At 71.8% G+C, this 24,910-nt stretch carries 25 protein-coding genes; 14 read left to right on the top strand and 11 right to left on the bottom strand.

Annotation, left to right across the window (positions count from 1 at the left end):
* Positions 1 to 109 precede the first annotated feature (109 nt).
* Entirely contained in the window at positions 110 to 1,105 is a 996-nt protein-coding gene (locus IH09_RS31460) for a TAXI family TRAP transporter solute-binding subunit (protein WP_052860948.1), read from the top strand.
* 169 nt (positions 1,106 to 1,274) lie between these two features.
* Here the strand turns inward: IH09_RS31460 and IH09_RS31465 are convergent, their stop codons facing one another.
* The 3 genes from IH09_RS31465 to IH09_RS31475 all read right to left on the bottom strand — a co-directional run bounded on the left by IH09_RS31465 (position 1,275) and on the right by IH09_RS31475 (position 3,884).
* Positions 1,275 to 1,478 carry a cold-shock protein gene (locus tag IH09_RS31465; protein ID WP_052860949.1) on the bottom strand — a complete coding sequence of 68 codons (204 nt, stop codon included), beginning with the start codon at positions 1,476 to 1,478 and terminating at the stop codon, positions 1,275 to 1,277.
* Between the two features lie 224 nt (positions 1,479 to 1,702).
* The gene (locus IH09_RS31470; RefSeq protein WP_052860950.1) at positions 1,703 to 3,118 is read right to left on the bottom strand and encodes a sensor histidine kinase; all 1,416 of its coding nucleotides are present in this window, start codon (positions 3,116 to 3,118) and stop codon (positions 1,703 to 1,705) included.
* A 16-nt stretch (positions 3,119 to 3,134) separates the two neighbouring features.
* Entirely contained in the window at positions 3,135 to 3,884 is a 750-nt protein-coding gene (locus tag IH09_RS31475) for a response regulator transcription factor (RefSeq protein ID WP_052860951.1), read from the bottom strand.
* Positions 3,885 to 4,211: 327 nt separating this feature from the next.
* Here IH09_RS31475 and IH09_RS31480 point away from each other — a divergent pair, with 327 nt between their 5' ends.
* The 8 genes from IH09_RS31480 to IH09_RS31510 all read left to right on the top strand — a co-directional run bounded on the left by IH09_RS31480 (position 4,212) and on the right by IH09_RS31510 (position 11,124).
* Complete coding sequence (locus IH09_RS31480) at positions 4,212 to 4,997, top strand: amino acid ABC transporter ATP-binding protein (protein WP_052860952.1); 786 nt, start codon at positions 4,212 to 4,214, stop codon at positions 4,995 to 4,997.
* A 56-nt stretch (positions 4,998 to 5,053) separates the two neighbouring features.
* The gene (locus IH09_RS31485) at positions 5,054 to 5,962 is read left to right on the top strand and encodes a glutamate ABC transporter substrate-binding protein (protein WP_052860985.1); all 909 of its coding nucleotides are present in this window, start codon (positions 5,054 to 5,056) and stop codon (positions 5,960 to 5,962) included.
* A 181-nt stretch (positions 5,963 to 6,143) separates the two neighbouring features.
* Positions 6,144 to 6,791: an amino acid ABC transporter permease gene (locus tag IH09_RS31490; protein WP_052860953.1), complete on the top strand. Its 648-nt coding sequence runs from the start codon at positions 6,144 to 6,146 to the stop codon at positions 6,789 to 6,791.
* Complete coding sequence (locus IH09_RS31495) at positions 6,788 to 7,723, top strand: amino acid ABC transporter permease (protein ID WP_052860954.1); 936 nt, start codon at positions 6,788 to 6,790, stop codon at positions 7,721 to 7,723. Before IH09_RS31490 ends, IH09_RS31495 begins: the two co-directional genes overlap by 4 nt.
* A gap of 163 nt (positions 7,724 to 7,886) precedes the next feature.
* Positions 7,887 to 9,761, top strand: a complete 1,875-nt coding sequence (locus IH09_RS31500; protein WP_110952704.1) for an FAD-dependent monooxygenase — start codon at positions 7,887 to 7,889, stop codon at positions 9,759 to 9,761.
* 180 nt (positions 9,762 to 9,941) lie between these two features.
* Positions 9,942 to 10,115: a putative leader peptide gene (locus tag IH09_RS40345; RefSeq protein WP_318279611.1), complete on the top strand. Its 174-nt coding sequence runs from the start codon at positions 9,942 to 9,944 to the stop codon at positions 10,113 to 10,115.
* Positions 10,116 to 10,192: 77 nt separating this feature from the next.
* Complete coding sequence (locus IH09_RS31505) at positions 10,193 to 10,735, top strand: cupin domain-containing protein (RefSeq protein ID WP_052860986.1); 543 nt, start codon at positions 10,193 to 10,195, stop codon at positions 10,733 to 10,735.
* Positions 10,732 to 11,124, top strand: coding sequence for a rhodanese-like domain-containing protein (locus IH09_RS31510; protein ID WP_052860955.1), 393 nt, complete (start codon positions 10,732 to 10,734; stop codon positions 11,122 to 11,124). The genes IH09_RS31505 and IH09_RS31510 overlap by 4 nt, the downstream gene beginning before the upstream one ends.
* Positions 11,125 to 11,939: 815 nt before the next feature.
* Here IH09_RS31510 and recX read toward each other — a convergent pair.
* On the bottom strand, positions 11,940 to 12,584 hold the full coding sequence (gene recX / locus IH09_RS31515; protein ID WP_052860956.1) for a recombination regulator RecX: 645 nt from the start codon (positions 12,582 to 12,584) through the stop codon (positions 11,940 to 11,942).
* A gap of 6 nt (positions 12,585 to 12,590) precedes the next feature.
* Complete coding sequence (recA, locus tag IH09_RS31520) at positions 12,591 to 13,712, bottom strand: recombinase RecA (RefSeq protein WP_052860957.1); 1,122 nt, start codon at positions 13,710 to 13,712, stop codon at positions 12,591 to 12,593.
* 1,015 nt (positions 13,713 to 14,727) lie between these two features.
* Here recA and IH09_RS31525 point away from each other — a divergent pair.
* Positions 14,728 to 15,825, top strand: coding sequence for an NAD(P)/FAD-dependent oxidoreductase (locus IH09_RS31525; protein WP_110952705.1), 1,098 nt, complete (start codon positions 14,728 to 14,730; stop codon positions 15,823 to 15,825).
* Between the two features lie 442 nt (positions 15,826 to 16,267).
* Here IH09_RS31525 and IH09_RS31530 read toward each other — a convergent pair whose 3' ends face one another.
* From IH09_RS31530 to IH09_RS39410, 5 genes are all read right to left on the bottom strand, one after another.
* Positions 16,268 to 17,557, bottom strand: coding sequence for an AI-2E family transporter (locus tag IH09_RS31530; protein WP_240150583.1), 1,290 nt, complete (start codon positions 17,555 to 17,557; stop codon positions 16,268 to 16,270).
* Between the two features lie 136 nt (positions 17,558 to 17,693).
* Entirely contained in the window at positions 17,694 to 17,888 is a 195-nt protein-coding gene (locus tag IH09_RS31535) for a DUF3046 domain-containing protein (protein WP_052860960.1), read from the bottom strand.
* Between the two features lie 330 nt (positions 17,889 to 18,218).
* Positions 18,219 to 18,860, bottom strand: coding sequence for a DUF7003 family protein (locus IH09_RS31540; protein ID WP_052860961.1), 642 nt, complete (start codon positions 18,858 to 18,860; stop codon positions 18,219 to 18,221).
* Positions 18,861 to 19,228: 368 nt separating this feature from the next.
* Entirely contained in the window at positions 19,229 to 20,350 is a 1,122-nt protein-coding gene (locus tag IH09_RS31545; protein WP_052860962.1) for a lipid II:glycine glycyltransferase FemX, read from the bottom strand.
* 159 nt (positions 20,351 to 20,509) lie between these two features.
* The gene (locus IH09_RS39410) at positions 20,510 to 20,686 is read right to left on the bottom strand and encodes a hypothetical protein (RefSeq protein ID WP_190233460.1); all 177 of its coding nucleotides are present in this window, start codon (positions 20,684 to 20,686) and stop codon (positions 20,510 to 20,512) included.
* 368 nt (positions 20,687 to 21,054) lie between these two features.
* Here IH09_RS39410 and IH09_RS31550 point away from each other — a divergent pair, with 368 nt between their 5' ends.
* From IH09_RS31550 to IH09_RS31560, 3 genes are read left to right on the top strand one after another with little or no spacing between them, the layout of a single operon-like run.
* A complete protein-coding gene (locus tag IH09_RS31550; protein WP_052860963.1) occupies positions 21,055 to 22,431 on the top strand; it encodes a rhodanese-like domain-containing protein in 1,377 nt (458 codons plus the stop codon).
* A 38-nt stretch (positions 22,432 to 22,469) separates the two neighbouring features.
* Entirely contained in the window at positions 22,470 to 22,823 is a 354-nt protein-coding gene (locus tag IH09_RS31555) for a rhodanese-like domain-containing protein (RefSeq protein ID WP_052860964.1), read from the top strand.
* Complete coding sequence (locus IH09_RS31560) at positions 22,820 to 23,572, top strand: TSUP family transporter (RefSeq protein WP_052860965.1); 753 nt, start codon at positions 22,820 to 22,822, stop codon at positions 23,570 to 23,572. The genes IH09_RS31555 and IH09_RS31560 overlap by 4 nt, the downstream gene beginning before the upstream one ends.
* 34 nt (positions 23,573 to 23,606) lie before the next feature.
* On the opposite strand, the gene IH09_RS31565 is transcribed toward IH09_RS31560, so the two are convergent.
* Entirely contained in the window at positions 23,607 to 23,888 is a 282-nt protein-coding gene (locus IH09_RS31565) for a metal-sensitive transcriptional regulator (protein ID WP_052860966.1), read from the bottom strand.
* Between the two features lie 66 nt (positions 23,889 to 23,954).
* Between IH09_RS31565 and IH09_RS31570 the strand changes: the two genes are divergently transcribed.
* Positions 23,955 to 24,524 carry a rhodanese-like domain-containing protein gene (locus IH09_RS31570; protein ID WP_052860967.1) on the top strand — a complete coding sequence of 190 codons (570 nt, stop codon included), beginning with the start codon at positions 23,955 to 23,957 and terminating at the stop codon, positions 24,522 to 24,524.
* The last annotated feature ends 386 nt before the right edge of the window (positions 24,525 to 24,910 follow it).

The following is a 24,910-nucleotide window of genomic DNA, read 5'->3' on the forward strand; positions in this document are numbered from 1 at the left end:
GTCCCCGGCGAGAAGTGACGCCATGGCCGCCGGCTCGGCACCGGGAGTACCGACGCCCGCCCGCCCTCGCCCCTCCCCTTCGCGGCCCGGTACTGGCAGGATCCCGCCCATGGTCACAGCACTCCCCCGCATCGGCTGCCGGGCTCTCCGCGCGGCGATCGCGGCACTGATCGCGCTCGGACTCCTGCTGTGGTGGCTGCTGTCGATGGGCGGCGCACCGTCCCCGGGCGGGCGGGTGACGCTGGCGACGGGGGTGCCCACCGGTGTGTACGCGCGCTACGGGGAACTGCTCAAGCAGGATCTGTCCAGCGATATGCCGGGGGTGGATCTGCGGCTGACGCGCAGCGAGGGCTCCATCGACAACCTGCGCCAACTGACCTCCGGACGCGCGGAGTTCACCATTGCAACGGCGGACGCGGTCGCGACGTACCAGATGCAGGGCGAACCGGGCGCGGACCGGCTGCGGGCCTGCGCGCGGCTGTATGACGACTACTTGCAGCTGGTGGTGCCCAAGGGGTCCACCGTCCGCTCGGCCAAGGAGCTGCGGGGGCTGCGGGTCGGGGTGGGTACGGACGGCTCCGGCGTCCAGCTGATCACCCGGCGGCTGCTGGAGGCCGCCGGGCTGGACTTCGACCGGGACGTCGAACCGGTGCGGGCCGGTATCGACCGGATGCCGGGGCTGCTGGAGCACGGCCGACTGGACGCGTTCTTCTGGTCGGGCGGGCTGCCGACCGGCGCGTTGCAGCAGCTGGCGAAGCGGTTCCCGGTGCGCCTGGTGCAGCTCGGCGATCTGGTCGAACCGCTGCACCGGCAGGGCGAGCGCACCCGCTACTACCGGGCGGCGGTGATGCCGGCCGACGCCTATCCGCGGGTCCAGGACGGGCAGGCGGTGAAGACGATCGCGGTGGCGAATCTGCTGGTGACGATGGACGGGGAGGACGCCGCGCTGACCGAGGGCGTCACCCGGGCCCTCATCAGGAGCCGGGACGGGATCGGGCGCGCGGTGCACGCCGCGCAGAAGGTGGATCTGCGGACGGCGGTGTTCACCGACCCGCTGGCCCTGCACGAAGGGGCCCGGCGCTACTACGTGTCGGAGAAGCCCTGAGACCCGCCTGCCTGCCGCAGACCCGGAGCACGGCGGGCCGGCGCCGGCCCGCCGGCCGATGCCCGAGGAGAGACGACCGCGCGATCCGCCCAAAACGTCGCCCCCGCACACACGGAAGGGGGCTCACACCGGCGAACCGGTGCGAGCCCCCTTCACGGGACGCGGTGCGTCAGGCGGGGACGATGTTCTCCGCCTGCGGGCCCTTGGGGCCCTGGGTCACGTCGAACGAGACCTGCTGGCCCTCCTGGAGCTCACGGAAGCCCTGAGCCTGGATGTTCGAGTAGTGGGCGAAGACGTCGGGGCCGCCGCCGTCCTGCTCGATGAAGCCGAAGCCCTTTTCCGCGTTGAACCACTTCACGGTGCCAGTAGCCATTTTTTTCTCCTTCATGGGGCAAACCGGAGACCGCACCTCGCGGACTCCACGTCGCCGAGATGATTGCCCCACACCGGAAAAGGTCCGGAAAACAATGAACGCCCGGGGCTACAAGCCTCCAGGCGCACACGAAGTTCATGGGTACCACAACTGCAACGACGTTCACGATAGCACAGACCCGGCCCGCCGTGTGCAAACGCTCCGGCGGCCCGGTGGGGCCGGGCTCAGGGCGCGCTGCGCGGCACGGTGACGGTGACCCGCAGACCGTGCGGGCGGTGCGGTGCGTAGGCGATGGCGGCGCCGCCCGCGGCGAGCAGCGCGCGGGTGATCGACAGGCCCAGGCCGGAGCCGGAGACGTTCTGGTGGTGGCCGCTGCGCCAGAAGCGGTCGCCGATCCGGGCGAGCTCGTCCTCACTCAGCCCCGGACCGCGGTCGGTGACGGTGATGCGGACGCGTTCACCGGCCGGCGCCACGTTCACGGTGACCGGTTCGCCACGCGGGGTGAACTTCAGCGCGTTGTCGACGACGGCGTCCAGTGCGCTGGAGAGCGCGACCGGGTCGGCCCAGCCGGTGACGGCGCGGTGCCCCGCGTACGTCAGCCGGACCCCCCGCTCGTCGGCGAGCGGGCGCCAGGAGTCGACCCGCTCGGCGGCGAGCGCCGCGACGTCGGTGAGCTGGAGGTCGGCCGGGGCGTGTTCGGCCAGCGCCAGGTCGAGGAGGTCGTCCAGGACGCGGGCCAGGCGTTTGCCCTCCGTGCGGACCGAGGCGATCTCCTCGTTGCCGTCGGGGAGTTCGAGGGCGAGCAGCTCGATCCGCAGCAGCAGCGCAGAGAGCGGGTTGCGCAGTTGGTGGGAGGCGTCGGCGACGAAGGCGCGCTGCTGTTCCAGGACGTCCTCGACGTTGTCGGCCATCTCGTTGAACGAGCGGGCCAGCCGCCGCAGTTCGGGCGGGCCCGCGGTGGCCGCGACCCGGGACTTCAGCCGGCCGGTGGCGATGTCGTGGCTGGCCGCGTCCAGCACCCGCACGGGCCGCAGCACCCAGCCGGTCAGGCGGATGGCCGCGCCGACGGCGAGCAGCATGGCCGCGGCCTCGCCCGCCGCGATCAGCAGCCAGCTGTCCAGGACGTGCGCCCGCATCCGGCCGGTGGGCGAGTCGGTGACGACGACGGCGACCACGTCACCGTCGCGGATGACCGGTGAGGCGACCGGGATCCGGCCGTCGCGGTCCCAGGGCCAGATCTGCTGCGGGTCGTGGCTGCGGCGGCCGGCCAGTGCCTCGTTGAAGGCGCCGGCGCCTTCGCCCCCGTCCGGGACCGGCAGGCCCGTGGGGGCCGCCGCCATCGGGGTGCGGTCGCGGTAGAAGACGCCGACGCGGATGCCGTAGAGGGCGTGGTAGCGCCGGAGTTCGGCGCGGAGGGTGGCCAGCCGCTCGTCCTCCTCCGCGCTCTTGCCGTCGGCGTCGGCGGTGGGGCGGGCGGTGACGAACTGGGCGAGGGAGGCGAACCGCGCGGCGTCGTCGATCCGGTCGACGACCACCCGCTGCTGTTCGAGACCGGCCGTGATGACGCCGAGCGGTATGCCGAGCGCGAGCAGTACACCGGCCATGAGGACGATGAGGAGCGGCAGGAGTCGGGTGCGCACGTGCTCGCGGCGGCCGTCAGGCGGACGGCCGCGGGGGCGGCAGCGGCCGGGCGGCGGACGGGGCGCCGGCCGCGGGGGCGACGAGGCGGTAGCCGACCCCGCGCACCGTCTCGATCAGCGCGGGCATGCGCAGCTTGGCGCGGAGCGAGGCGATGTGCACCTCCAGGGTCCGGCCGGTCCCCTCCCAGCTCGTACGCCACACCTCGCTGATGATCTGCTCCCGGCGGAAGACCACACCGGGGCGCTGGGCGAGGAGCGCCAGCAGATCGAACTCCTTGCGGGTGAGCGGGACCGCGGTGCCGTTCACGGAGACCTGGCGGGTGGGCAGTTCGACGGTGACCGCGCCGAGCCGCAGCGCGTCCTCGGCGGCGCTCTCCTCGGCGGACTGCTCGCCGCCGGGCGCATTGCGCCGGCTCACCGCGTGGATGCGGGCCAGCAGCTCCCCGGTGTCGTACGGCTTGACGACATAGTCGTCGGCGCCGAGGTTGAGGCCGTGGATGCGGGAGCGCACATCGGCCCGCGCGGTGACCATGATGACCGGGACGGCGCACATCCGGCGGATCCGGCCGCACACCTCGAAGCCGTCCTGGTCGGGCAGGCCGAGGTCGAGCAGCACCACGGCGAAGGGCTCGGCGGTATCGGGGAGCAGCGCCCGGAGGGCCTCCTGGCCGCTGCGCGCATGGACGACCGCGAAGCCGTGCCGGGCCAGCACCGCGGACAGGGCCGCGGCGACATGGTCGTCGTCCTCGACGAGCAGCAGTCTCATCGGCCTCCTCCTGGGGTGCGTGCGCAGGGCTGGTGCGGGGTACGGATGGGTCGGATGTGGCGGCCGGCTGTGTGTACGGCCACAGGGCATCTACGGCGATAGGTGGTGCGCGCGTCAAGGGGCGGTCGCCTCCGGACCGCCATCCGTTACCCAGCCGGTACGCCCGCGGCGCGTCCGTCGCACGATTCCGTGGCGTCGCGTCCCCTTCACGCGGACTGTCCCTTTGCGGCCGGATCGTTATGCTCAATTTCCGCTCAGATGTGATGACGCTGGTCGCGGGCCGTTACTAGGGTCCTCCCCAATCGAGGAGGACGGAGCTACACGCCGATGAGCGAAGTATCGGTGACCGAGAACGCCGACGGTCCCGCGCCGGCGGGAGACCAGCTGGTCGTGCTGGACAACGTGAACAAGCACTTCGGCGCGCTGCACGTGCTCCAGGACATCGACCTGACGATCCACCGCGGCGAGGTCGTCGTCGTGATCGGGCCCTCGGGGTCCGGCAAGTCGACGCTCTGCCGCACGATCAACCGACTGGAGACCGTCGACACCGGCAGCATCAGCATCGACGGCAAACCGTTGCCGCAGGAGGGGCGGGAGCTGGCACGGCTCCGCGCCGACGTGGGCATGGTCTTCCAGTCCTTCAACCTCTTCGCGCACAAGACGGTGCTCGAAAACGTGATGCTGGGGCAGATCAAGGTCCGCAAGACGGACCGGGCGGCCGCCTCGAAGAAGGCCCGCGACCTGCTGGACCGGGTGGGCGTCGGCACCCAGGCCGACAAGTACCCGGCGCAGCTCTCCGGCGGCCAGCAGCAGCGTGTGGCGATAGCCCGCGCGCTGGCGATGGACCCGAAGGTGATGCTGTTCGACGAGCCGACGTCCGCGCTGGACCCGGAGATGATCAACGAGGTGCTGGAGGTCATGCAGCAGCTCGCCCGGGACGGGATGACGATGGTCGTGGTCACCCACGAGATGGGCTTCGCCCGCTCGGCCGCGAACCGGGTCGTCTTCATGGCGGACGGCCGCATCATCGAAGAGGCCGAGCCGAACCAGTTCTTCAACAACCCGCGCAGTGACCGGGCGAAGGATTTCCTGTCGAAAATCCTTCATCACTGAGACCGCAGTTGGGCCACGATGATTTCCAACACCTGTGGAACCAAAGGATGTTCACCATGAGGATTCGTAAAACTGCTGCGGCGGGTGCGATGGTGCTCGCGCTGACGGCGACGGCGACCGCATGCGGCGGCGAGGCGGGTACCGCCGGCGACAAGGACACGGCGGCGAAGGTCTTCAGCGGCGAATACACCGTCGCCAAGAATGTGACGCTGAATTCGCCGGTGCTCAAGAAGGCCCAGGAGCGCAAGAAGATCGTCGTCGGCGCCAAGGCCGACCAGCCCTTCCTCGGTTTCCAGGACACCGACGGCAAGCGGACCGGTTTCGACATCGAAATCGCCAAGATGGTCGCCGCCGACCTCGGCTTCTCCGAGCAGCAGATCACCTTCAAGACCGTCGACTCCAACATCCGCGAGACGTCGATCTCCGAGGGTCTGGTCGATTTCTACGTCGGCACGTACACCATCAACGACGAGCGCAAGCAGCGCGTCGGCTTCGCGGGCCCGTACTACACGGCCGGCGCGGACCTCCTGGTGCGCAGGGACGACAACGCCATCACCGGCCCGACCGCCCTCAAGGGCAAGAAGGTCTGCTCGATCGTCGGCTCCACGCCGCTCTCCGAGATCAAGAAGCCGAAGTACGGTGCCGAGACCACCGAGTTGTCGAAGTACTCGGACTGCGTCAAGTCGCTGCTCGACGGCCAGGTCGACGCCGTCACCACCGACGACGCGATCCTCAAGGGGTTCGCCGCCGAGCGTTCGAGCAAGCTCAAGGTCGTCGGCAAGCCCTTCACCAAGGAGCCGTACGGCGTCGGCATGAACAAGAACGACAAGGTGCTGCGGGACGCGGTCACCGCGTCCCTGGAGAAGCACATCAAGAACGGCGACTACAAGAAGGCGTACGAGGGCACGCTCGGCAAGTCGGGCTCGGCCTACGTCGCGCCGGAGACGCCGCTGCCGCGTAACTGACGCCCGTCGGCGCGGCCGTGAGAGCCCCGGCTCCCGCACCGCCGCACCGCCCCGCGCCCCCACCGGGCGCCCCTGGCCACCGCCACGCCGGTACGCCCCGTACGCCCGCCGTGGCGGGAGTGCGGGGCGTGGTGCCGCCTGCCCTGTCCGCCGCTGACCTGACCGCTACCGCGGAGAACCCATGAACGTACTCCTCGATCATCTCCCCGAGTTCCGCGACGGGTTCCTCGGAACCTTGTCGATCACCGCGGCCAGCGCGGCGCTCGCCCTCGTCCTGGGCATCCTGATAGCCGGCTTCCGGGTCTCCCCCATACCCCCGCTGCGCGCCTTCGGGACCGGCTGGGTGATGCTGCTGCGCAACACCCCGCTGACCCTGCTCTTCCTGGTCGCGTTCTTCGTGGTCCCGCAGATCCTGTTTCCGGGCACCAGCCCGTTCATGCTCGCCACTCTGGCGCTCGGTTTCTACACCTCGTCCTTCGTCTGCGAGGCGGTGCGCTCGGGCATCAACACCGTGCCGCTCGGCCAGGCGGAGGCGGCCCGCAGCATCGGGATGACCTTCCTCCAGACCCTGCGGCTGATCATCCTGCCGCAGGCCACCCGGACCGTGGTCCCGCCGCTGAGCAGCATCTTCATCGCGCTCACCAAGAACTCCGCGGTCGCCGGCGCGTTCAGCAACACCGAGTTGTTCAACATCTCCAAGCTGCTCAGCGACCGAGGCTTCGCGATCGGCTGGATCTTCCTGTGGATCGCCCTCGCGTACTTGATCATCACCTTCGCCATCAGCGGCCTCTTCCGGCTGCTGGAGCGCCGCCTGGAGGTGGCCCGATGAGCAGCAGCAGTGTCCTCTACGACGCACCCGGCCCCAAGACCCGCGTCCGCAACCGGATCTACACCGTCGCCGGCTCGCTGGCCGTGCTCGGTGCCCTGGTCTTCGTCGTGCTCCGGCTGAACGACAAGGGCCAGTTCGCGCCGGAGATGTGGAACATCTTCAACAACGCCGGGGTGCGGACCAACATCCGCGACGGCGTGCTGATGACGCTTCAGGCGTTCGCGGTGGGGGCGGTGCTGTCCCTGGTGCTCGGCGTGCTGCTCGCCGTCGGGCGACTCTCGGACCACAAGCCGGTCCGCTGGTTCGCCACCGGTTTCATCGAGCTGTTCCGCGCCGTCCCCCTGCTGATCACCATCTATGTGCTGTGGGTGCTCTTCCTCGCCAACCGGGGCACGCTGGGCTTCTCCGGTGAGGGCACCCAGTTCTGGGCGCTGGTCATCGGCCTGACCGTCTACAACGGCTCGGTGCAGGCCGAGGTGCTGCGCGCGGGCATCAACGCGGTGCCCAAGGGCCAGAGCGAGGCCGCGTACGCACTCGGCATGCGCAAGGCGCAGGTGATGCTGACGGTGCTGGTGCCGCAGGCGGTGCGGTCGATGCTGCCGACGATCATCAGCCAGCTGGTGGTGACCCTCAAGGACACCTCGCTCGGCTATGTGATCACGTACCAGGAACTGCTCTTCGCGATCCGGCAGATGGCGGGCAACATCACCGTCAACGAGGAGAACCCGTACGTGCCGATGATCATCGTCGGCGGTGCGATCTACGTCGCGATGTGTCTGCTGCTCTCCGCCCTCGCCAACTGGATCGAGCGGCGCGGCCGCCGGGCCAAGACCGGTATCGACGTGGCCGGGGCGGGCGAGCCGGTCACGGCCGCCGACGCCCTGGAGGTCGCCGACCCGGTTCCCGGCGGACCCGCCGGCCGGCAGAACTGACGCGACGGCATATCCTGCCGAGGCGGCGGCACCGGTGCCGCCGCCTCGGTCACTTGACGCGAGGGGCCGCAGTGGGTTGCATACGCTGTGTGATCACGCACCGGGCTCCAACTGCCAGTTCCCGCACCGCCTCTTCGCACCACCGGGACCGGGGAGCGACGCCGTGGACCCGGTGATCGTCGTCGGGGCCGGTCCGGTCGGCCTCTCGCTCGCCCTCGCGCTCGCCCGGCGGGGCGTCCCGTCCATCCTCCTGGACGAGACCCCGGGCACGGAGGACACCCGGCCGGCCCGTACCGCCGTGCTCCGCCAGGACACCGCGGGATTCGTCGGCCGGCTGGGCTGCGGCGGTGTCCTGGAGAGCGCCGGCACCCACTGGAGCGGCTGGCGCACGGTGCGCCGTCGGCGCCTGCTGGAGCACGTCGTGTTCGAGCCCGGCGCCGCCGCGTCCCCGCTCCACCTCCCCCAGCACGCGCTGACCCGCGCCCTGCGCGCCGCGCTGACCCGCGAGGAGCTGGCCCGGATCGTCACCGGCGGCCGGCTGGCCGAGCTGGAGCAGGACGAGCACGGGGTCAGCGCGCACACCCGCGGCCCCAACGGCACGTGGTGGCGCGGGAGTTACCTGGTCGGCTGCGACGGCCCGCGCTCGACGGTCCGCAAGCTGCTGGACATCCGTTTCCCGGGCCGTACGGCCGTCGAGCGGCATGCGGTCGCCGCGCTGCGCGCCGAGCTCCCGTGGCCCGGCGAGGCGCTGCTGCACCGTTCGCCGTCCCGGCACGGCGGCGAGGTCTGCGCCCGCCCGCTGCCCGACGGCGTCTGGCGGCTGGACTGGCTGCTGCCGCCCGGACGCGAGCTGGTGACGCCGGACGCCCTGGTGGCCCGGATCCGCGACACCCTGGCGGGCTGGGCCGTCGACGCGCTGCCGGACCCGGGCGACGGGACCGGCACCGGGCGGCCGGGGCGCGGCGCCGGCCGCCCGGTCCCGCCGTACGAACTCCTCGACACCGGGGTGCACACCGTCCACCACCGGCTGGCGCGGCGCTGGCGGCAGGGCCGCGCCTTCCTCGCCGGGGACGCCGCGCATCTGGTGGGCGCGCTCGGCACCCAGGGCCTGGACGAGGGGCTGCGGGACGCCGAGAACCTCGCCTGGAAGCTGGCCCTGGCCTGGCATCAGGGCGCCCCCGAGGCGCTGTTGGACAGCTACCAGTCCGAACGCCGCGGCGCCGTCGCGGCCCGGCTGCGCGCCGCGGACCGGGCGCTGCCGCTGCTGCGGGAGGGCGGCGCGGCCCGCTGGCGGACCGCGCTCCCGGGGGCGGTACGCGGGCGCACCGCGATGCTGACGGACGGGTATCTGGGGCGCGGCCCGCTGGGCGCACCGCCCGTGTACGCCCGCTCGCCGCTCGCACCGCCCGCCGGGCAGACCGCCGGTGCGCCGGTGGGCACGCTCCCCGGGGCGCCGGTCGCGGACGTACCGGTGACCGCGGCCGACGGATCGGTGACCCGGCTGCGCGACCGGCTGGGACAGGGCCTCCTGGTGCTGCTGGTGGCACCGGGCACCGGTGTCTGGGACCGGCGGCACTGGCGGTCGGCGGGCCTGATGCCGCAGCTGACCGGCGCGGCCGAAGCGCTGCCGATGGACGCCGAGGTCCTGGTGGCCGAGTCCTATCCGGGCGCGGCGGCGCACACCGTCCTGCTCGTACGCCCCGACGGCCACCTGGTCACCGCGCTGCCCGGCGTCCGCCCGGCCGAACTGCACGCCTGCGCGGAGGCGGTACGGGGCGGTGCGTACGGGCGGAGCGCGGGCGGGAAGGGTGCGGCCGCGGACCGCCAGGCATCCGCCGATGCCGGGGCTTCAGGTGGGGTGGGCGGGAGTGACGGGGTGGTTGGGGATGTCGGGGTGGCTGGGGACGTCGGGGTGGCTGGCGGTGCGGGCGGGGCCGGGGTGGGCGGTGAGCCGGGGGCCGGTACCGGAGCGGGTGCGTCAGGTGGGTCGGTTGCATCGGGTGGGTCGGGCATGGCCTCGGGGCCGCAGGTGCCCTGACTGTGGCTGGACGCTGCGGGCGGCCATGCACTGTGGCTGGACCCTGTGGGCGGCCGGGCACTGTGGCTGGACGATGTCGGAAAGAGTCCGGAGCGAGGTCGGGGGAAGACCGGAGCAAGGTCGGGGGAAAGCCGGGGAGGGAGTGGGGAAGGCCGGGGAAGATCAGGGAGGGGACCGGGAATGGCTGGGCAGGGCCTGGGGAAAGCCGTCGGTGTCCCGGATGGCGCGTGGTTGACCCTGCGGGAACCCCCGTGCTTCACTCCGAAGGTGACTGATCACGGCTCGCGATTCTGGCGGAGGGTCCATCTGGACCTCGTCCGCTATGCGGGCTGCATGTGTCGTCCGTCCTCCTGATCCACAGCTCCTTTCCCGCGCGGCCCTTCGCCTCCTCCTGGCGGCCGCGCCTCTTCGCGATCACCAGGACGGTTTCCGTGCCCGACGTTCGTACCCCTGCGCACCCGCCCGCCGCCGGCCGTGACAGCGGCCCCAGCGCGTCCGAACTCCTCGACTTCGCCCGGCGCACCGCCGCGGACACCACGCTCATCGCCGCACTCCCGCTCGACCCCGAAGGCCGTACCTGGATCCGGCTGGACGGGCCGGGCGGCAGCGAGGCGTGGCTGATCGGCTGGCCGCCCGGTACGGGCACCGGCTGGCACGATCACGGCGGCTCGCGCGGCGCCTTCGCGGCCGCCGCGGGCGAGCTGACGGAGCAGTCGCTCGCCGCCCAACTCCCCACCGAGGGCTGGAAAACCCTGGAACTCGCCGATGGTGTGGACCGGCAGCGCAAGCTCGCCGAAGGACGCGGCCGGGCCTTCGGCCCGCACCATGTCCACCAGGTGCTCAACGCCTCCCCGGACACCCACGCGGTGTCGGTGCACGCCTACTACCCGCCGCTGCCGCTGATGCGCCGCTACAGCCGCACCGGCGCGGTGCTGCGGCTCGAAGAGGTCGAGCGCCCGGAGGAGTGGCAGTGAGCGCCGTCGACGAACTGCTGGAACGGGCCCGGAGGGAACTGGACCGGGTGGACGCCCGGGAGGCCGCCGCGGTCCAGGAGGCCGGCGGGCTCCTGGTGGACATCCGCTACGCGGCGCTGCGCGAGCGCGACGGCACGATCCCCGGGGCGCTGATCGTGGAACGCAACGAGCTGGAATGGCGACTCGACCCGACGGGCGACCACCGCGCCCCGGAGGCGACGCATCACGGACTCGCGGTCGTGGTGGTCTGCAACGAGGGCTACGCGTCGAGCCTGGCGGCCGTCTCGCTGCGCCATTTGGGCCTGACCCGGGCCACCGATCTGATCGGCGGCTTCCAGGCATGGCGAGCGGCGGGACTGCCGGTGGTGCCAGCTGCGGAGTCTCAGTGATAGCCGGGGCTCCGGGGTGGCTGCGGCCGGGGTGATGGCTGGAGTCACGGTGATGGCTGGAGCCACAGTGGCGGTCGGGGCCACGGTGACCCGGATGAGGAGCGGGCCGAGCACAGCGAGACTGTGCAGGCGATTGGGCTAACACGCAGTTGAATAACGGGAGTTGAGGCGGTTTCGGGCCGCGGCTCGGTGCGGAACCGGACGTTTGCGGCGCCGCTGTCGGCGACCGGGTGCAGGGCAGCCGTGGTGTGGCCCCGACGGGGTGCAGCGTGACGTGGTGGGGTGTGCCGTGGCGTGACGTGGTGGGGCGGGGCTCGGCGGGACCGCCCGCCCGCAGCGCGACCGAACGCCTCGCCGCGCACCTCGTCGAATACGTCACCGGACCGGAGGCGAGGAATACGGCGCGCGGAGATCGGGACCACGGCCCGCCGGGGGGCCGAGGAGACTGCAAAGCCTCCCACGGCTCGTGGTCATCAGCACGTCACGCGCGACAGGCCGGAGGGCGACGGAGACACGGCGCCCTCGCCGATCCGCTTCGGGCGCCGGCGGCAGGCCGGTGACCCCAGCGACCGACCACTCTCTCACCCTCCACGGGCCGGTCACTCCCGCCCACCCACGGCCGGACGTACCCGCTCACCCACGGACGGAACGGCTCTCAACTCCCGTTCACCAGAGCCCCGTTACCGCCACCAAGAAACTCGGCTCGCCCCTCAAGCCGGCCCCTTGGAGGCCGACGCCCCTCGGCCATCCGCAGGAGGCCGCCCGTCAACAGCCGCGATACGGGCGTCCGCCAGCACCCACGAGCCGGGCGTCCGTCAGTCGTCGGGCAGATGCCGCTCCAACAGCTCCGGGTCCTCGCCCTCCTCTTCCAAGGCCCGGCGGACGACCCGCAGGGCGAGGCCCTCCGGGTATCCCTTACGGGCCAGCATCCCGGCCAGGCGGCGAAGGCGTTTCTCGCGGTCCAGCCCTCTGGTCGTGCGCAGTTTGCGGTCGACCAGTTCGCGGGCCGTGGACTCCTCCTGGTCGGCGTCGAGGCGGCCGACGGCCACCTCGATCAGCGCGGAGTCCACGCCCTTGGTGCGCAGTTCGCGGGCGAGCGCGCGGCGGGCCAGGCCGCGCCCGCGGTGGCGGGACTCCACCCAGGCGTCGGCGAAGGCCGCGTCGTCGATCAGTCCGACGTCCTCGAAGCGGGACAGCACTTCCTCGGCTGCTTCCTCGGGGATGCCCCGCTGGTGCAGGGCGTCCCCGAGTTGCTTGCGCGTACGCGGATTCCCGGTGAGCAGGCGCAGGCAGATGGCCCGCGCCTGCTCCTCGGGCGTACGCGGTGGTCCCGGCTCGGCCCTCGACGAGGCGGGACCACCGCTGCTCTCCCGGCCCTCCCGGCCGTTACGGTTCTCGGGGTCGCCCGCAGCGCTGCTGGTGTCGCATTCGCTGCCCGGCCAGTCCGTTCGCCGTGTCATGACGGGCTAGCTCTTGGCCGCGGCGGCCTTGGAACCCTTGGCGCCCTTGGCCGCCGGTGCCGCGACGGCCGCGGTCTGGCCGCCCGTCGCGCCTGCGGCGTCCGGACCCGGCTCCGCCGCCGGCTCCTGGGGCTGCACGCCGACGCCGAGCTTCTCCTTGATCTTCTTTTCGACCTCATTGGCGAGGTCGGGGTTGTCCTTGAGGAAGTTGCGGGCGTTCTCCTTGCCCTGGCCGAGCTGGTCGCCCTCGTAGGTGTACCAAGCGCCGGACTTGCGGATGAAGCCGTGCTCCACGCCCATGTCGATCAGGCCGCCCTCGCGGCTGATGCCCTGGCCGTACAGGATGTCGAACTCGGCCTGCTTGAAGGGCGGCGCGACCTTGTTCTTGACGACCTTGACGCGGGTGCGGTTACCGACCGCTTCCGTGCCGTCCTTGAGGGTCTCGATGCGGCGGATGTCGAGGCGCACCGAGGCGTAGAACTTCAGCGCGCGGCCACCCGTCGTGGTCTCCGGCGAGCCGAACATCACGCCGATCTTCTCGCGGAGCTGGTTGATGAAGATCGCGGTGGTCTTGGACTGGTTGAGCGCGCTGGTGATCTTCCGCAGGGCCTGGCTCATCAGCCGGGCCTGGAGGCCGACGTGGGAGTCGCCCATCTCACCCTCGATCTCGGCCCGCGGCACGAGCGCGGCGACCGAGTCGATGACGATCAGGTCGAGCGCGCCGGAGCGGACCAGCATGTCCACGATCTCCAGCGCCTGCTCGCCGTTGTCCGGCTGGGACAGGATCAGGGCGTCGGTGTCCACGCCGAGCTTCTTGGCGTATTCGGGGTCGAGCGCGTGCTCGGCGTCGATGAAGGCCACGGCGCCGCCGGCCTTCTGCGCGTTCGCCACGGCGTGCAGCGTCAGGGTCGTCTTACCGGAGGACTCCGGGCCGTAGACCTCGACGACGCGGCCGCGGGGGATGCCGCCGACGCCGAGTGCGACGTCGAGCGCGGTCGACCCGGTGGGGATGATCTCGATGGGTTCGTTCGGCCGCTCCCCCATGCGCATCACGGCGCCCTTGCCGAATTGCCGTTCAATCTGTGCGAGTGCGGCGTCGAGCGCCTTCTCGCGGTCAGTGCCTGCCATGGGTTCCACCCGATTTGCTTGAGTCGATCGCTTCACGTCCACGACGCTAACGCCTGCCACTGACAATGCGCCCGGACCCGCCTCCGACCTGTGGATAACTCTGTGGAAAGCCACCAGAACACCGGCCGGACCCCCAATAAGAATGGATGTTCGATTTTGGTGTCAAGCGCACCACGTCACAGCCGGGGCGGGGTGTCCCCCGCCACTGAAGGTTGAGCGCCTGTGAACGTTGAGCGCGCGCCATCGAGCCTCGGACGCCGTCGATCCGATCAGCTCCGCTGCCGCCACCGGCGCACCAGGCGCCGGTGGCTCATACCTCCTCGACGGAGGCGCGACGCAGAAGGCGCCGGGTTCCACTCACCCACCCGCCTCATTTCGCCCCCGCCCGGCCGCCAATGACCATCCGGCAGCAGGACGGGAGCCCGGCGCTCCGCCTGCGCCTTGATCTCCCCGTGAGACTCATGAGCGGTCACGCGGTACCCCTCCTCCCAAGACGCCGGCGCCGCGGCGGCCGTCGCCCCCACCGCACCCCCGGCGACGAACGCAGAACGCCAGCCAGCCGAGACCGGCAAGGACTGCGGCAATGCCCCCGAAGATCACCAAGAGCGGGCAGGAGTCACCCACGGCGCAAGGCTATGGGCCCCCGCCGACGCGTCACTGGTCACGCGGTCCAGCCGGCGCCTCGGCCGAGACTCCGGTGTCGCTCAAGGTTCGATGGCGCGCGTTCGGCCTTCAGTGGCGCGGGACACAGGAACCGGGACCGACCGGAACAGGTCGGGTGCTCGCCACTGGACTCCGGACGAGCGGTGGCTCCGCCGGCCGCACCCCGGCCATCGCGTCCAGTCGGGCCGGCCGGGCGGCGCCGCATCCCCGACGCGGCGTCCACGACCGGGGTCCACGAGGGCCGACGCGCTCGCCGGATCTTCCACCCGCTCCGCTTTTGCCACTCCGGCAAGAAACTTTGTCACCCTCCAAGGAATGGGCGGACTCTCTCCCATGAACGGAGGTACCGCGCATGACCGAACAAAAGGAACAGACAGTGGCCGCTGACCCGACGGGTGCGGAACGGGACCGGAGTGGGGAACGACACCATGACGTCGTGGTCGTCGGTGGTGGCGCCGCGGGGCTGAGCGCGGCGCTGACCCTGGTACGGGCGCGCCGCTCGGTACTGGTGATCGACGCCGGGCAGCCGCGCAACGCTCCGGCGGTCCATGTCCACACGTACCTGGCGCGCGACGGTGTGTCACCCTCGCAACTGCTGGCCGCGGGCCGTGCCGAAGTGACCGGTTACGGCGGCGAGATCGTGGCGGGCGAGGTCCTGGCGGCCGAGCGCCTGGCCGCCGGGGGCTTCCGCGTCGTACTCGACGACGGATCCGCGATCGCGGCGGACCGGCTGCTGGTGACCACCGGTCTGGTCGACGAACTCCCCGACGTGCCCGGGGTGGCCCAGCGCTGGGGACGCGAGGTCCTGCACTGCCCGTACTGCCACGGCTGGGAGGTACGCGACCAGGCGATCGGCGTCCTGGCCACCGGACCGCTGGCGGTCCGGCAGGCGCTGCTGTGGCGGCAGTGGAGCGAGGACGTGACGCTCCTCCTGCACACCGCGCCGAAGCCGGATGACGACGCGTACGAGCGGCTGGCCGCCCGGGGCATCGCCGTACTGGACGGCACGGTGACCGGCCTGGAGGTGACCGGCGACCGGTTCACCGGTGTGACCCTGGCCGATGGCCGGACGCTGCCCTGCCGGGCTCTGGTGGTCGCCCCGCGCTTCACCGCGCGCGCCGGCATCCTCACCGGCCTGGGCCTTGAGTCGGCCGAGCAGGAGATGGACGGGCACGCCCTCGGCACCTGCGTCGCCGCCGACGCGTCCGGGGCGACCGCGGTGCCCGGGGTATGGGTGGCCGGCAACGTCACCGCGCCGACCGAGTCGGTCATCGGCGCCGCCGCAGCGGGGATGCGCGCCGCCGAGGCGATCAACGCCGACCTGCTCGCCGAGGAAACCCGCCGGGCCGTCGTCGCCCATCGCCGGCCCTTCTCCCCGGGGATGGAACGGGAGGTCAGCACGCGCGTACTCGGCGACCGCCGGCATGGTCTGTCCCCCCGCCCCGTATGACGGCACGAGGGCCCGAAGACACCGGGACGTGCGGAACGGCTGAAGCTCGAAGACTCTTGGGCGCGGACGCTTGGGCACGGAGGTGCGGAGGTGCGGAGGTGCGGAGACGTGAAGGCGCGAAGGCGCGAAGGCGCGAAGGCGCGAAGGCGCGAAGGCGCGAAGGCGCGAAGGCGCGAAGGCGCGAAGGCGCGAAGGCGCGAAGGCGCGAAGAGGACGGCACGTCGATAGCTGGTGGCCACGGTGGCCGCAGCACCTCGCACGACGAGTTCCGGGACGCCCGCCCCGTACCGCCCGAGCGAACTGATCCGGAGCGGTTATCCCCCCACCGCCCCGGATCCCGAAACCGCCGGTCCGATGCCGGGCAGGGCGACGGACCCGCGGGGTGCGCCGACCGGCCGGGACCGGCGCACCCGGAATCAGCGCGCGAGGCGCCGGCTCCGGATCAGCGACCGCCCGAGGCCGCCTGCGGATCCGGCTCACTCTGCCCGTCCGGCTCTCCCCTACCGTCCCGCCGGTCCTGCCCGCCCCGTTCGTCCCGTTCGCCCCTCAGGGTGCGCCGGAGCTGTCCGAGGGCCCTGGCTCCCCCGCCGCGGCGCTTCCCGCCGTGTACCCGCGGATCGTCGGTGACCTCGTACCGCTTGACGTACGCGCCCAGGAACGCCTGCAACGTCGCGGTCGCCGGGATGGCGATCAGCGCGCCGACCGCGCCCATCAGGGCCGTACCTGCGATCACCGAACCGAAGGCGACGGCCGGGTGGATGTCCACCGTCTTGGCCGTGATCCGCGGCTGGAGGAGGTAGTTCTCGAACTGCTGGTAGATCACCACGAACGCGAACACCCACACCGCGTACCAGGGGTTGATGGTGAACGCGATGAGGATGGGCAGCGCGCCCGCGAGATAGGTGCCGATGGTCGGGATGAACTGCGAGATCAGGCCCACCCACATGCCCAGCGCCGGGGCGTACGGCACGCCCAGGACCTCCAGCAGGACATAGTGCGCGAGCCCGGATATCAGCGCCATCAGCCCGCGGGAGTAGAGATATCCGCCGGTCTTGGCGACCGCGATCTCCCAGGCGCGCAGTACCTCCGTCTGGCGGCTCGGCGGGAGTACGGAGCACAGGGCACGGCGCAGCCGGGGGCCGTCGGCGGCGAAGTAGAAGGAGAACAGCGCCACCGTCAGAAGATTGAACAGACTGCCGAGCACCGTCGCGGAGACCGCCAGGACGTTGTTGGCGCTGTCTTGGACGTACTTCTGCAACCAGTCGGAGTTGAGCAGGTTGTTCTGCACCTCGACCCGCGAGAGGTGGGTGTGGAAGGTGCCGTTCGTCCAGCTGATGACGGAGTCCAGATACTGCGGCAGCTCCTCGACCATCGTGGCTATCTGGCCGGCGAGCATGGACCCCAGGAGCGCGAAGAAGCCGGCCGTGGCGACGAGGATGCCGAGGAACACCGCGCCGGTGGCCACCCCGCGCCGCATGCCCCGGGCCGCCATCCAGTCCACCGCGGGCTCGACGGCCAGCGCGAGGAAGAACGCGATCAGCACATTCAGCAGCAGCGAGATCAGCTGGTGGAACGCCCAGCTGCCGAGCTGGAAACAGGCCACCAGGGCGAGCGCGAGCACCATGGCACGGGGCAGCCAGCGCGGCATCCGCGCACCGGGCCGGTCCTCGGGTCGTGGGGCATCGTTGCTGGTGATCTCATCTGTCGCTGACACGGGCCAAGTGTCGCGCATGGGTGTGACAGTCCCTGGCCTGCCCCGTGCCGCCGCCGGTGACCGGCCGGCCCGCCGCCCTGGCCTGAGCCGCCCACAAGCAGGACGGGAAGACACACCAGCTCCGCCCCGCCCCGCCCCACTCACTGCTCACTGCTCACTGCTTGTCGTACGGCACATCCATCGACGAGCACACCACCCGCCACACCTCTTTGGCGCTCCACCCCGCGTCCAGCGCCTGGTGGACGGTCCGGCCGCCGAGTTCAGCCATCACGTGATCGCGCGCGAAGGAGTCGGCGTACGCCGCACCGAAGTGATCCGCCATCCGCTGCCAGAAGACCGTCAACCGCATGCTCTCTGCCCCATGTCCACTCTGACCTGCACGTTTCCCTCCCCTTACGCTCGCCGGCCCCAGCCGGGAGCGTCCAGGAAGTTCCCTCCCCACGGAACCAAGCATCCATGACGGCGCGACCACGCACGTCCGCATCGGCCACGAAGTGCCGGTATGCGGGCAGGTGGGCACGTACGCGGAACGAATCCGGATCGGTGTGCCCCGGCCAACGGGCAAGGCAGACGATCGGTTCCCGCAGGAGTGGCCGGTCAGTGATCCCGCACATCGGTGCCGGCGTCGCGAGCGCGCGGGACCGGTAGCGCGGGTGCCCCGGCAGCGGCCAGGCAGCCGCTACAGAGTTCCGGCGTCCGGCCAGTGGGACCAGTGGGTGTTCGCCGGGAACGTCGGCCGGTACCGGGTCGGGTCCCCGGATTCCAGCACCTCGGCGATCATCCGGAAGGTTTCGTGCTCGCTGGGTCTGACGTCCCAGAACTCCTCCGGCTGGTTCCACTCGTCAAGCCGCAGCAGTTCCGGCAGGTCCAAGGGGATACCGGCCCGCAGCTCCTCCTCGTCGGCCAGCAGCAGCCCCCTGCTCGCCGGGGCCAGCAGCCGGAACAAGTCCTGGAGCGGGGTGCCTGCGGCCGCGCCGGCACCGACCGTCAGCGCGGTCCCGCGGACGACCACCGGAACGCCTCCCGCATAGACCTCGGCGCCGTCGGGATCGATCTCCGCCATGTTGTCCACCCGGTCCAGGGAGCCCCCGAACCCGGGCTCGCCGCGCGTCAGGCAGTTGCCGAAGCAGTACATGAAGTCGACGAGGTTGCCGGCGCGCGGACCGTAGCCCAGCAGTTCGGCGACCATGGCCCAGCGCGTGGCGTCGCCGAACAGGCGGATCCGCACATCGACCGGGTAGTAGTAGCCGTTGTCCAGATCAGGGAACTGCGTCTTGTCCGCGCAGAGATCGAACTGCCCGAGGATCGACGAGGTTGTCATCACCGCGCCAGGCTAGGCCCCGGGCTCTCGCCTGCTTGTCGGTGGGAGCCCGGGGCCCGTGGACGGCGGGCTCGGCGCGCAGTTGCCCACCACGCCTCGTGCCGATACCGGACGCTTCGCGGCGGAGCAGCCGACCGTCTCGGCACCCTCCCCGTCAACGCCCCTGCCAGCCGCCTTCGCGGATGTCGAAGGCCCCGTCGACGGCGCGGGCCGGATCGTCGAACCGGGCGACGAACCCTGTCGGACGGGGCGCCGGCAACTTGGCAGTCCCGGGGCCGCTCGGGCTACGTCCCCGACAGGTATGGCACTGGAAGACCCGGCTCCATTCCGGGGGCTGCGAAGAGCCGCGGGACATAGCGGTCTCGAATTCAGCGGCGGGACATGTAGAGGCCGAGGGCCTTGTGCAGGAGCTTGTTGAGCGGGAAGTCCCATTCGCCGAGGTATTCGAGGGCCTGGCCGCCGGTGCCGACCTTGAAACGGAGCAGGCCCAGCAGATGGTTGCTCTCGTCCAGGGTGTCGGTGATGCCGCGCAGGTCGTAAACGCTCGCGCCGAGTTCGTGGGCGTCGGACATCATGCGCCACTGGATGGCGTTGTTGGGCTGGACTTCGCGCTTGCGGCTGGTGGACGCTCCGTAGGAGTACCAGACGTGCTCGCCGACGGTCAGCATCGTCGCCGCCGCGAGGACCTCACCTTCGTGGTGGGCGAGGTAGAGCCGCATGCGGTCCGGGTCTTCGGCCGTCAGAGCGGTCCACATGCGTTGGAAGTAAGTCAGCGGGCGTGGCACGAACTGGTCCCGCTGGGCAGTCTCGACATAGATCTCGTGGAAGGCGGGCAGGTCCTCATAGCCGCCCTGCACCACCTTGACGCCCGCCTTCTCTGCCTTCTTGATGTTGCGCCGCCACTGCTGGTTGAAGTCTTGCCGGACTTCCGCCAGCGTCTTTCCGGCAAAGGGGACTTGGAACACATAGCGTGGCTGCCCGGCGGCGAACCCGTCCTCGCCGCCGGGCTCGGTCTGCTGCCAGCCCATCCGGCGTAGCCGGTCGGCGATGTCGAAGGCCCCCGGTTCGCGCGCGGTGGCCTCGGCATCACGCAGTCGCCGTGTCCGCGGGTCGGCGATCGCGGTTTTGACCGCCTCCGCGTCCCAGCGCCGGGCAACGACCGGCGGGCCCATCTTCACCGAGAAGGCGCCCTGGGCCTTCAGGTGGGAGAGCATCGGCTCCAGCCACCGTTCCAGATCCGGGGCGGACCAGTCGATGAGCGGCCCCTCGGGCAGATAGGCCAGGTATCGCTTGAGCTTCGGCAACGGCCGGAACAGCACCAGCCCCACGCCGACGAGGCGGTCGTTGTCGTCGAACCAGCCCAGGCTCTCCGCCCGCCAGTCCGGCTTCACATCACCCCACGAGGGAACCTGCATGTGACTTGCGGAGGGCCGAGCCGCAACGAAGGCCAGATGCTCGTCGCGGTTGATCGCCTTCAGGCGGAAGCTCATGCGCAGTGCTCCTTCGATTCGACGCACCAGCGTACTGAGGCGAACTGGGCGTCATGTCCCGCCGTGTGCCCGGGAGCTGACCGGATATGGACATGCGCGTCACCGGGCGGCGTTTCCTGTCCTGCCCACCCAGATTCCGTAATCCATACCGTCGGTCTTCTAGTTCGCCGCTCCGACCAGCCGGATCCCGGCCTCTACCCGGCGGCCGCCGGCGGCCTGTTCGACAAGCGGGCGCACCTCATCAGGGCTGATCCTGCCCTGCTTGCGCAGTCGCTCCGGTCCTGGCCCCACCGCACCCGCGATCCGTTTCGCCGCCGCCTCGCCCTCGGGGCTCATGTCCTGCGGCCACTTCCCACTCGCGCCGGACGTCCCTTCTGCCGCCAGTCCCGCACCCCGTAGCAGCCGGCGCCGAGGGGTCGCGTATTCGGCTGCGTCCCGGATCTGGCGCGGCTGTGCCCCTCGAGACCGCACACGGAGACCGCGGGCCCGCAGACGCCGAGGGGCAGGCGGCTCACGTTGGCGCGGGGTCGCCAGGCGCAGGCCCCGATCTCGGCTCCGGTCACCCCGGCCCCGGGGCAACGGCCTCGATCCCGAGGTCCTGAGGTCCCGCGCCCGGATGGAGGGGGAATACCCCCAGGGGTATACCTGCTAACGTAAACAAGAGATACCCCCGGGGGTACAGCGATCCAAAAGGAGCCATCACCGTGTTCTTCGTCGACACCCTGGAATTCGAGGGGCTGGGCAACCGCAGCTATCTGGCCGGCGGGGCCGGTGTCGCGGTGGTGGTGGATCCGCCGCGGGACATCGACCAGGTCATCGCGGCCGCTGCCCGGCGCGGGGTGCGTATCGCCTACGTGGCCGAGACCCACCTGCACAACGACTACGTCACCGGAGGGCTGGAGTTGGCGCGTGTGAGCGGTGCCCGCTATCTGGTGCCGGCCGGTGCTTCGGTCGCCTTCGCCAGGACCCCGGTCGCGGACGGTGACGCCGTCCCGGTGGACGAGGGTCTGGTGCTGCGGGCGATCGCCACCCCCGGCCACACCCCCCACCACACGTCCTACGTCCTGGAGCAGGACGGCCGAGGGGTCGCGGTGTTCACCGGCGGGTCGCTGCTGATCGGCACCGTGGGGCGGCCGGACCTGGTCGAGCCGCGGCTGACCGAACAGCTGGCCCGTGCCCAGCACGCCTCGGCCCGCCGCCTGGCGGATGAACTCGATGACGAGGTGCCGGTCCTGCCCACGCACGGGTTCGGCAGCTTCTGCTCCTCGGCGCAGGCCGGGGGCGCCACGACCACGATCGGCGCGGAGCGCGAGCACAATGACGCGCTGACCAAGGACGTGGACAGTTTCGTCGCCGGGCTGCTCGCCGGCCTGGAGGACATACCCGCCTACTACGCGCACATGGGTCCGGCCAACGCCGCGGGCCCCGCCCCGGTGGACCTCACCCCGCCGCGTCGGGCCGACGCCGCGGAGATCGCCGCGCGGCTGGCGGCCGGGGAGTGGGTGGTGGACCTGCGCAACAGGGTCGCCTTCGCCAAGGGGCATGTGGCCGGCTCGTTGAACTTCGAGGGTGCGGGACAGCTCGCCACCTATCTGGCCTGGCTGATCCCGTGGGGCAAGCCCGTCACGCTGCTCGCCGACACCGGAGAGCAGGTCGCCGACGCGCAGCGGGAACTGGTCCGGGTGGGCATCGACCGCCCGAGCGCCGCCGCCACCGGCGACCCGTACAGCTGGATCCGCGAGGGCGAGCGCTTGAGCTCCTTCCCGCGCGCCACCTTCGCCGACCTGGCCGCGGCCCGTACCCGCGGGGAGCGGATGGTGGTACTGGACGTGCGCCGCGACTCCGAGCGCGCCGGAGGCTTCATCGACGGCTCCGTGCACCTCCCCGTCCACGAGCTCCGCGGCCGCCTCGGCGAGGTGCCGCCCGGGGTGGTGTGGGTGCACTGTGCGGGAGGCATGCGCGCGGCGATCGCCGCCTCCTTGCTGGACGCCGCCGGCCGGACGGTGGTCGCCGTCGACGACGGTTTCGACGCCGCCGACCGCGCCGGGCTCCCCCTCACCCAAGTCGGCAGCGCTCGCTGAGCGCCTCCCCGCACACCCCCCATCCGGAGCGATCCCTCATGTTCTGCCGTCGCGGCGCCGGCCGCCACACCCCTGCACAGGCCCACCGGCACACCTCGGGCGGCCGGGCCGTCCTGCTCGATGCCCGTGCGGCAAACGAGCGGCCGGCCGGGTACGTGCCCGGCGCACCGCACCTGCCGCCGAGCCGCCTCACGGCCGGAGCCGGCCTTCCGGCCACCGCACCCGGCAAGCCCATGGCGACGATCCGCCGCGGCGGTCACCGATCCCCGGAGGCCGTCAAGGTACTGGCCGGCGGCGGCGAGGCACGCGACGTGGCGGGCAGTATCGCCGCCCGGGTCCGTGACGGTCTGCCGGTCACCGGCCGGAATGGCAGTACCGGAGTCATATCGTGACCGCGCTGATCCTGTCCCTGGTCGCCGGCGGCGTGGTCGGCCTGACGCTCGGCGCCCTCGGCGGGGGCGGCAGCCTCCTGGCCGTACCCGCGCTGATCTACCTGCTCGGCTTCACCCCGGCCGCCGCCACCACCGCCGGTCTCCTGATCGTCACCGTCACCTCCGTCACCGCCCTGTACACCCACGCCCGCGCCGGGAACGTGCGGTGGCGAGCGGGCGCCCTGTTCGCGGCGGCCGGACTCCTGCCGGCCGCGGCGGCCGGCGCCGCCGCGGCCCGTCTGCCGCAGCCGGTACTGACCACCGCCTTCGCCGTCGTCGCCGCGCTCGCGGCCGTCAAGATGCTGCGCCCCGCCCGCGCGACGGCGGCCAGGGGCGGGGCCGCGGTACGGCCGTCCGGGGCCGCCGCGGCGGGTGCGGGGCTGGGGGCGCTGACCGGGCTGCTCGGTGTGGGTGGGGGCTTCCTCGCCGTCCCGGCGCTGGTCACGGTGGTGCGGTTCGAGATGCGGGCCGCGATCGGCACCAGCCTGCTGGTCATCTCGGCGAACTCGCTGGCCTCTCTGGCCACCCGCGGAGCCACCGCGGACGGACTCGACTGGGCGGTGATCGCACCGTTCACCGCGGCCGCGGTACTGGGCGCCTGGGACGGCAAACGCCTGGCCGCCAAGGTCGCCGGCCCCCTGCTGCAACGCGCTTTCGCGGCGGTGCTGCTGGCGGTGGCCGCCTTCATGCTCATCGATGCCCTGGTATGACCGGCCCGGGGCGATCCGGGCCGGCCCGACCCGCTCAGGCCAGGGAGAGGAAGAGCTTCTCCAGACGGGCGCGGATCCGCTCCCGGTCGCCCCCGGCGGCGATGTCCGAGTCGGTCAGGCAGTGCTCCAGACCGGTGGCGATGATCGCGAAGCCCGCTCTGTCCAGCGCCTTCGAGGCGGCGGCGAGCTGCGTGACCACCTCCTCGCAGTCCCGGCCCTCCTCGATCATCTTGATCACTCCGGCGATCTGGCCCTGCGCCCGGCGCAGCCGGTTGACCACCGTCTTCAGTTCCTCGGCCGCCATCGCCAGTTCCACAACCACTCTCCGTTCCGTATACCCCCGCGGGTATCATACCCAGCACAGAAAAGGAAAATCCGCACCATGAACGCCACCACCGCCCTCACCCCGGAGCAGGCCCGCGCCCGGCTCGCCGAGCTGACCGTCATCGACGTACGCACCCCCGGCGAATACGCCTCCGGCCACCTGCCCGGCGCCCACAACATCCCCCTGGACCACCTCGACCGGGCACTGCCCGCCCTGAGGACCGCGGCCGATCGCGGGGTCCTCCTCGTGGTGTGCGCCTCCGGCAACCGCTCCGCGACGGCCTGCGAGCGACTCGCCGGGCACGGCATCACCGTCGCCTCCCTCACCGGCGGCACCGCCGAGTGGACCCGGCTCGGCCACGACCTGCACCACCCCCCGCGCGACCGCGCGGCCTGGGCCATGGAGCGCCAGGTCCGGTTCGCCGCCGGATCCCTCGTCCTGACCGGGCTGGCCGCCGGACTGCGGTGGCGCCCGGCCCGCTGGCTGTCCGCCGGTGTCGCCGGCGGTCTGGTCTTCTCGGCACTCACCGACACCTGCGGCATGGCCCGACTGCTGGCCATACTCCCCCACAACCGGCCCCTCGCCACCGACCTGGACGCCACCCTCACCGCCCTGACCACCCCGTGACACCGCACCAGGGTTCGTGACGCCGCGACCCACCTGGTGACGCCGCGCCTCGTCCCGTGAGACGGCGACGCACGACGACGGGACGTGCGCGCGACGGCCCCGGTACCCCGGCTGCCCGCCCGGGTACCGGGGCCGTCGCCGTACCGGGTGCCGTACGGGGCCGCGCGCTTCCGCCGGTTTACGGGGCTCGCCCCGACAGGTCCACGCCCTCGTTGCGGGCACCGGGCGTCTCCGCCGCCCGCCCAACGGTCTCGTAGCGCATCCGCCACACGAGTCCCTCCCCCTGGCCTCTCCCCCAGCCGTCGCACTCCGCCGACCCGCCGTGGTCGTACGCGGTACCACCATCGGCGTGGATGCGGTCGGCAGAGGTGCGTGTTGGCGCTGAC

Source organism: Streptomyces celluloflavus (genome assembly GCA_000720995.1).
In the GTDB taxonomy this organism is placed as follows: Bacteria; Actinomycetota; Actinomycetes; order Streptomycetales; family Streptomycetaceae; genus Streptomyces; species Streptomyces celluloflavus.

What these genes read in the sequence shown, in the direction of transcription:
- IH09_RS31535 (WP_052860960.1), bottom strand. Translation starts at nt 17,888, where the DNA reads ATGCGGTTGACGGTCTTCTGGCAGCGGATGGCGGATCACTTCGGTGCG.
- IH09_RS31525 (WP_110952705.1), top strand. Translation starts at nt 14,728, where the DNA reads ATGACCGAACAAAAGGAACAGACAGTGGCCGCTGACCCGACGGGTGCG.
- IH09_RS31460 (WP_052860948.1), top strand. Translation starts at nt 110, where the DNA reads ATGGTCACAGCACTCCCCCGCATCGGCTGCCGGGCTCTCCGCGCGGCG.
- IH09_RS31475 (WP_052860951.1), bottom strand. Translation starts at nt 3,884, where the DNA reads ATGAGACTGCTGCTCGTCGAGGACGACGACCATGTCGCCGCGGCCCTG.
- IH09_RS39410 (WP_190233460.1), bottom strand. Translation starts at nt 20,686, where the DNA reads ATGAGCCCCGAGGGCGAGGCGGCGGCGAAACGGATCGCGGGTGCGGTG.
- recA (WP_052860957.1), bottom strand. Translation starts at nt 13,712, where the DNA reads ATGGCAGGCACTGACCGCGAGAAGGCGCTCGACGCCGCACTCGCACAG.
- IH09_RS31480 (WP_052860952.1), top strand. Translation starts at nt 4,212, where the DNA reads ATGAGCGAAGTATCGGTGACCGAGAACGCCGACGGTCCCGCGCCGGCG.
- IH09_RS31555 (WP_052860964.1), top strand. Translation starts at nt 22,470, where the DNA reads ATGTTCTGCCGTCGCGGCGCCGGCCGCCACACCCCTGCACAGGCCCAC.
- recX (WP_052860956.1), bottom strand. Translation starts at nt 12,584, where the DNA reads ATGACACGGCGAACGGACTGGCCGGGCAGCGAATGCGACACCAGCAGC.
- IH09_RS31540 (WP_052860961.1), bottom strand. Translation starts at nt 18,860, where the DNA reads ATGACAACCTCGTCGATCCTCGGGCAGTTCGATCTCTGCGCGGACAAG.
- IH09_RS31495 (WP_052860954.1), top strand. Translation starts at nt 6,788, where the DNA reads ATGAGCAGCAGCAGTGTCCTCTACGACGCACCCGGCCCCAAGACCCGC.
- IH09_RS31465 (WP_052860949.1), bottom strand. Translation starts at nt 1,478, where the DNA reads ATGGCTACTGGCACCGTGAAGTGGTTCAACGCGGAAAAGGGCTTCGGC.
- IH09_RS31570 (WP_052860967.1), top strand. Translation starts at nt 23,955, where the DNA reads ATGAACGCCACCACCGCCCTCACCCCGGAGCAGGCCCGCGCCCGGCTC.
- IH09_RS31490 (WP_052860953.1), top strand. Translation starts at nt 6,144, where the DNA reads ATGAACGTACTCCTCGATCATCTCCCCGAGTTCCGCGACGGGTTCCTC.
- IH09_RS31545 (WP_052860962.1), bottom strand. Translation starts at nt 20,350, where the DNA reads ATGAGCTTCCGCCTGAAGGCGATCAACCGCGACGAGCATCTGGCCTTC.
- IH09_RS31530 (WP_240150583.1), bottom strand. Translation starts at nt 17,557, where the DNA reads ATGCGCGACACTTGGCCCGTGTCAGCGACAGATGAGATCACCAGCAAC.
- IH09_RS40345 (WP_318279611.1), top strand. Translation starts at nt 9,942, where the DNA reads ATGGCTGGGCAGGGCCTGGGGAAAGCCGTCGGTGTCCCGGATGGCGCG.
- IH09_RS31485 (WP_052860985.1), top strand. Translation starts at nt 5,054, where the DNA reads ATGAGGATTCGTAAAACTGCTGCGGCGGGTGCGATGGTGCTCGCGCTG.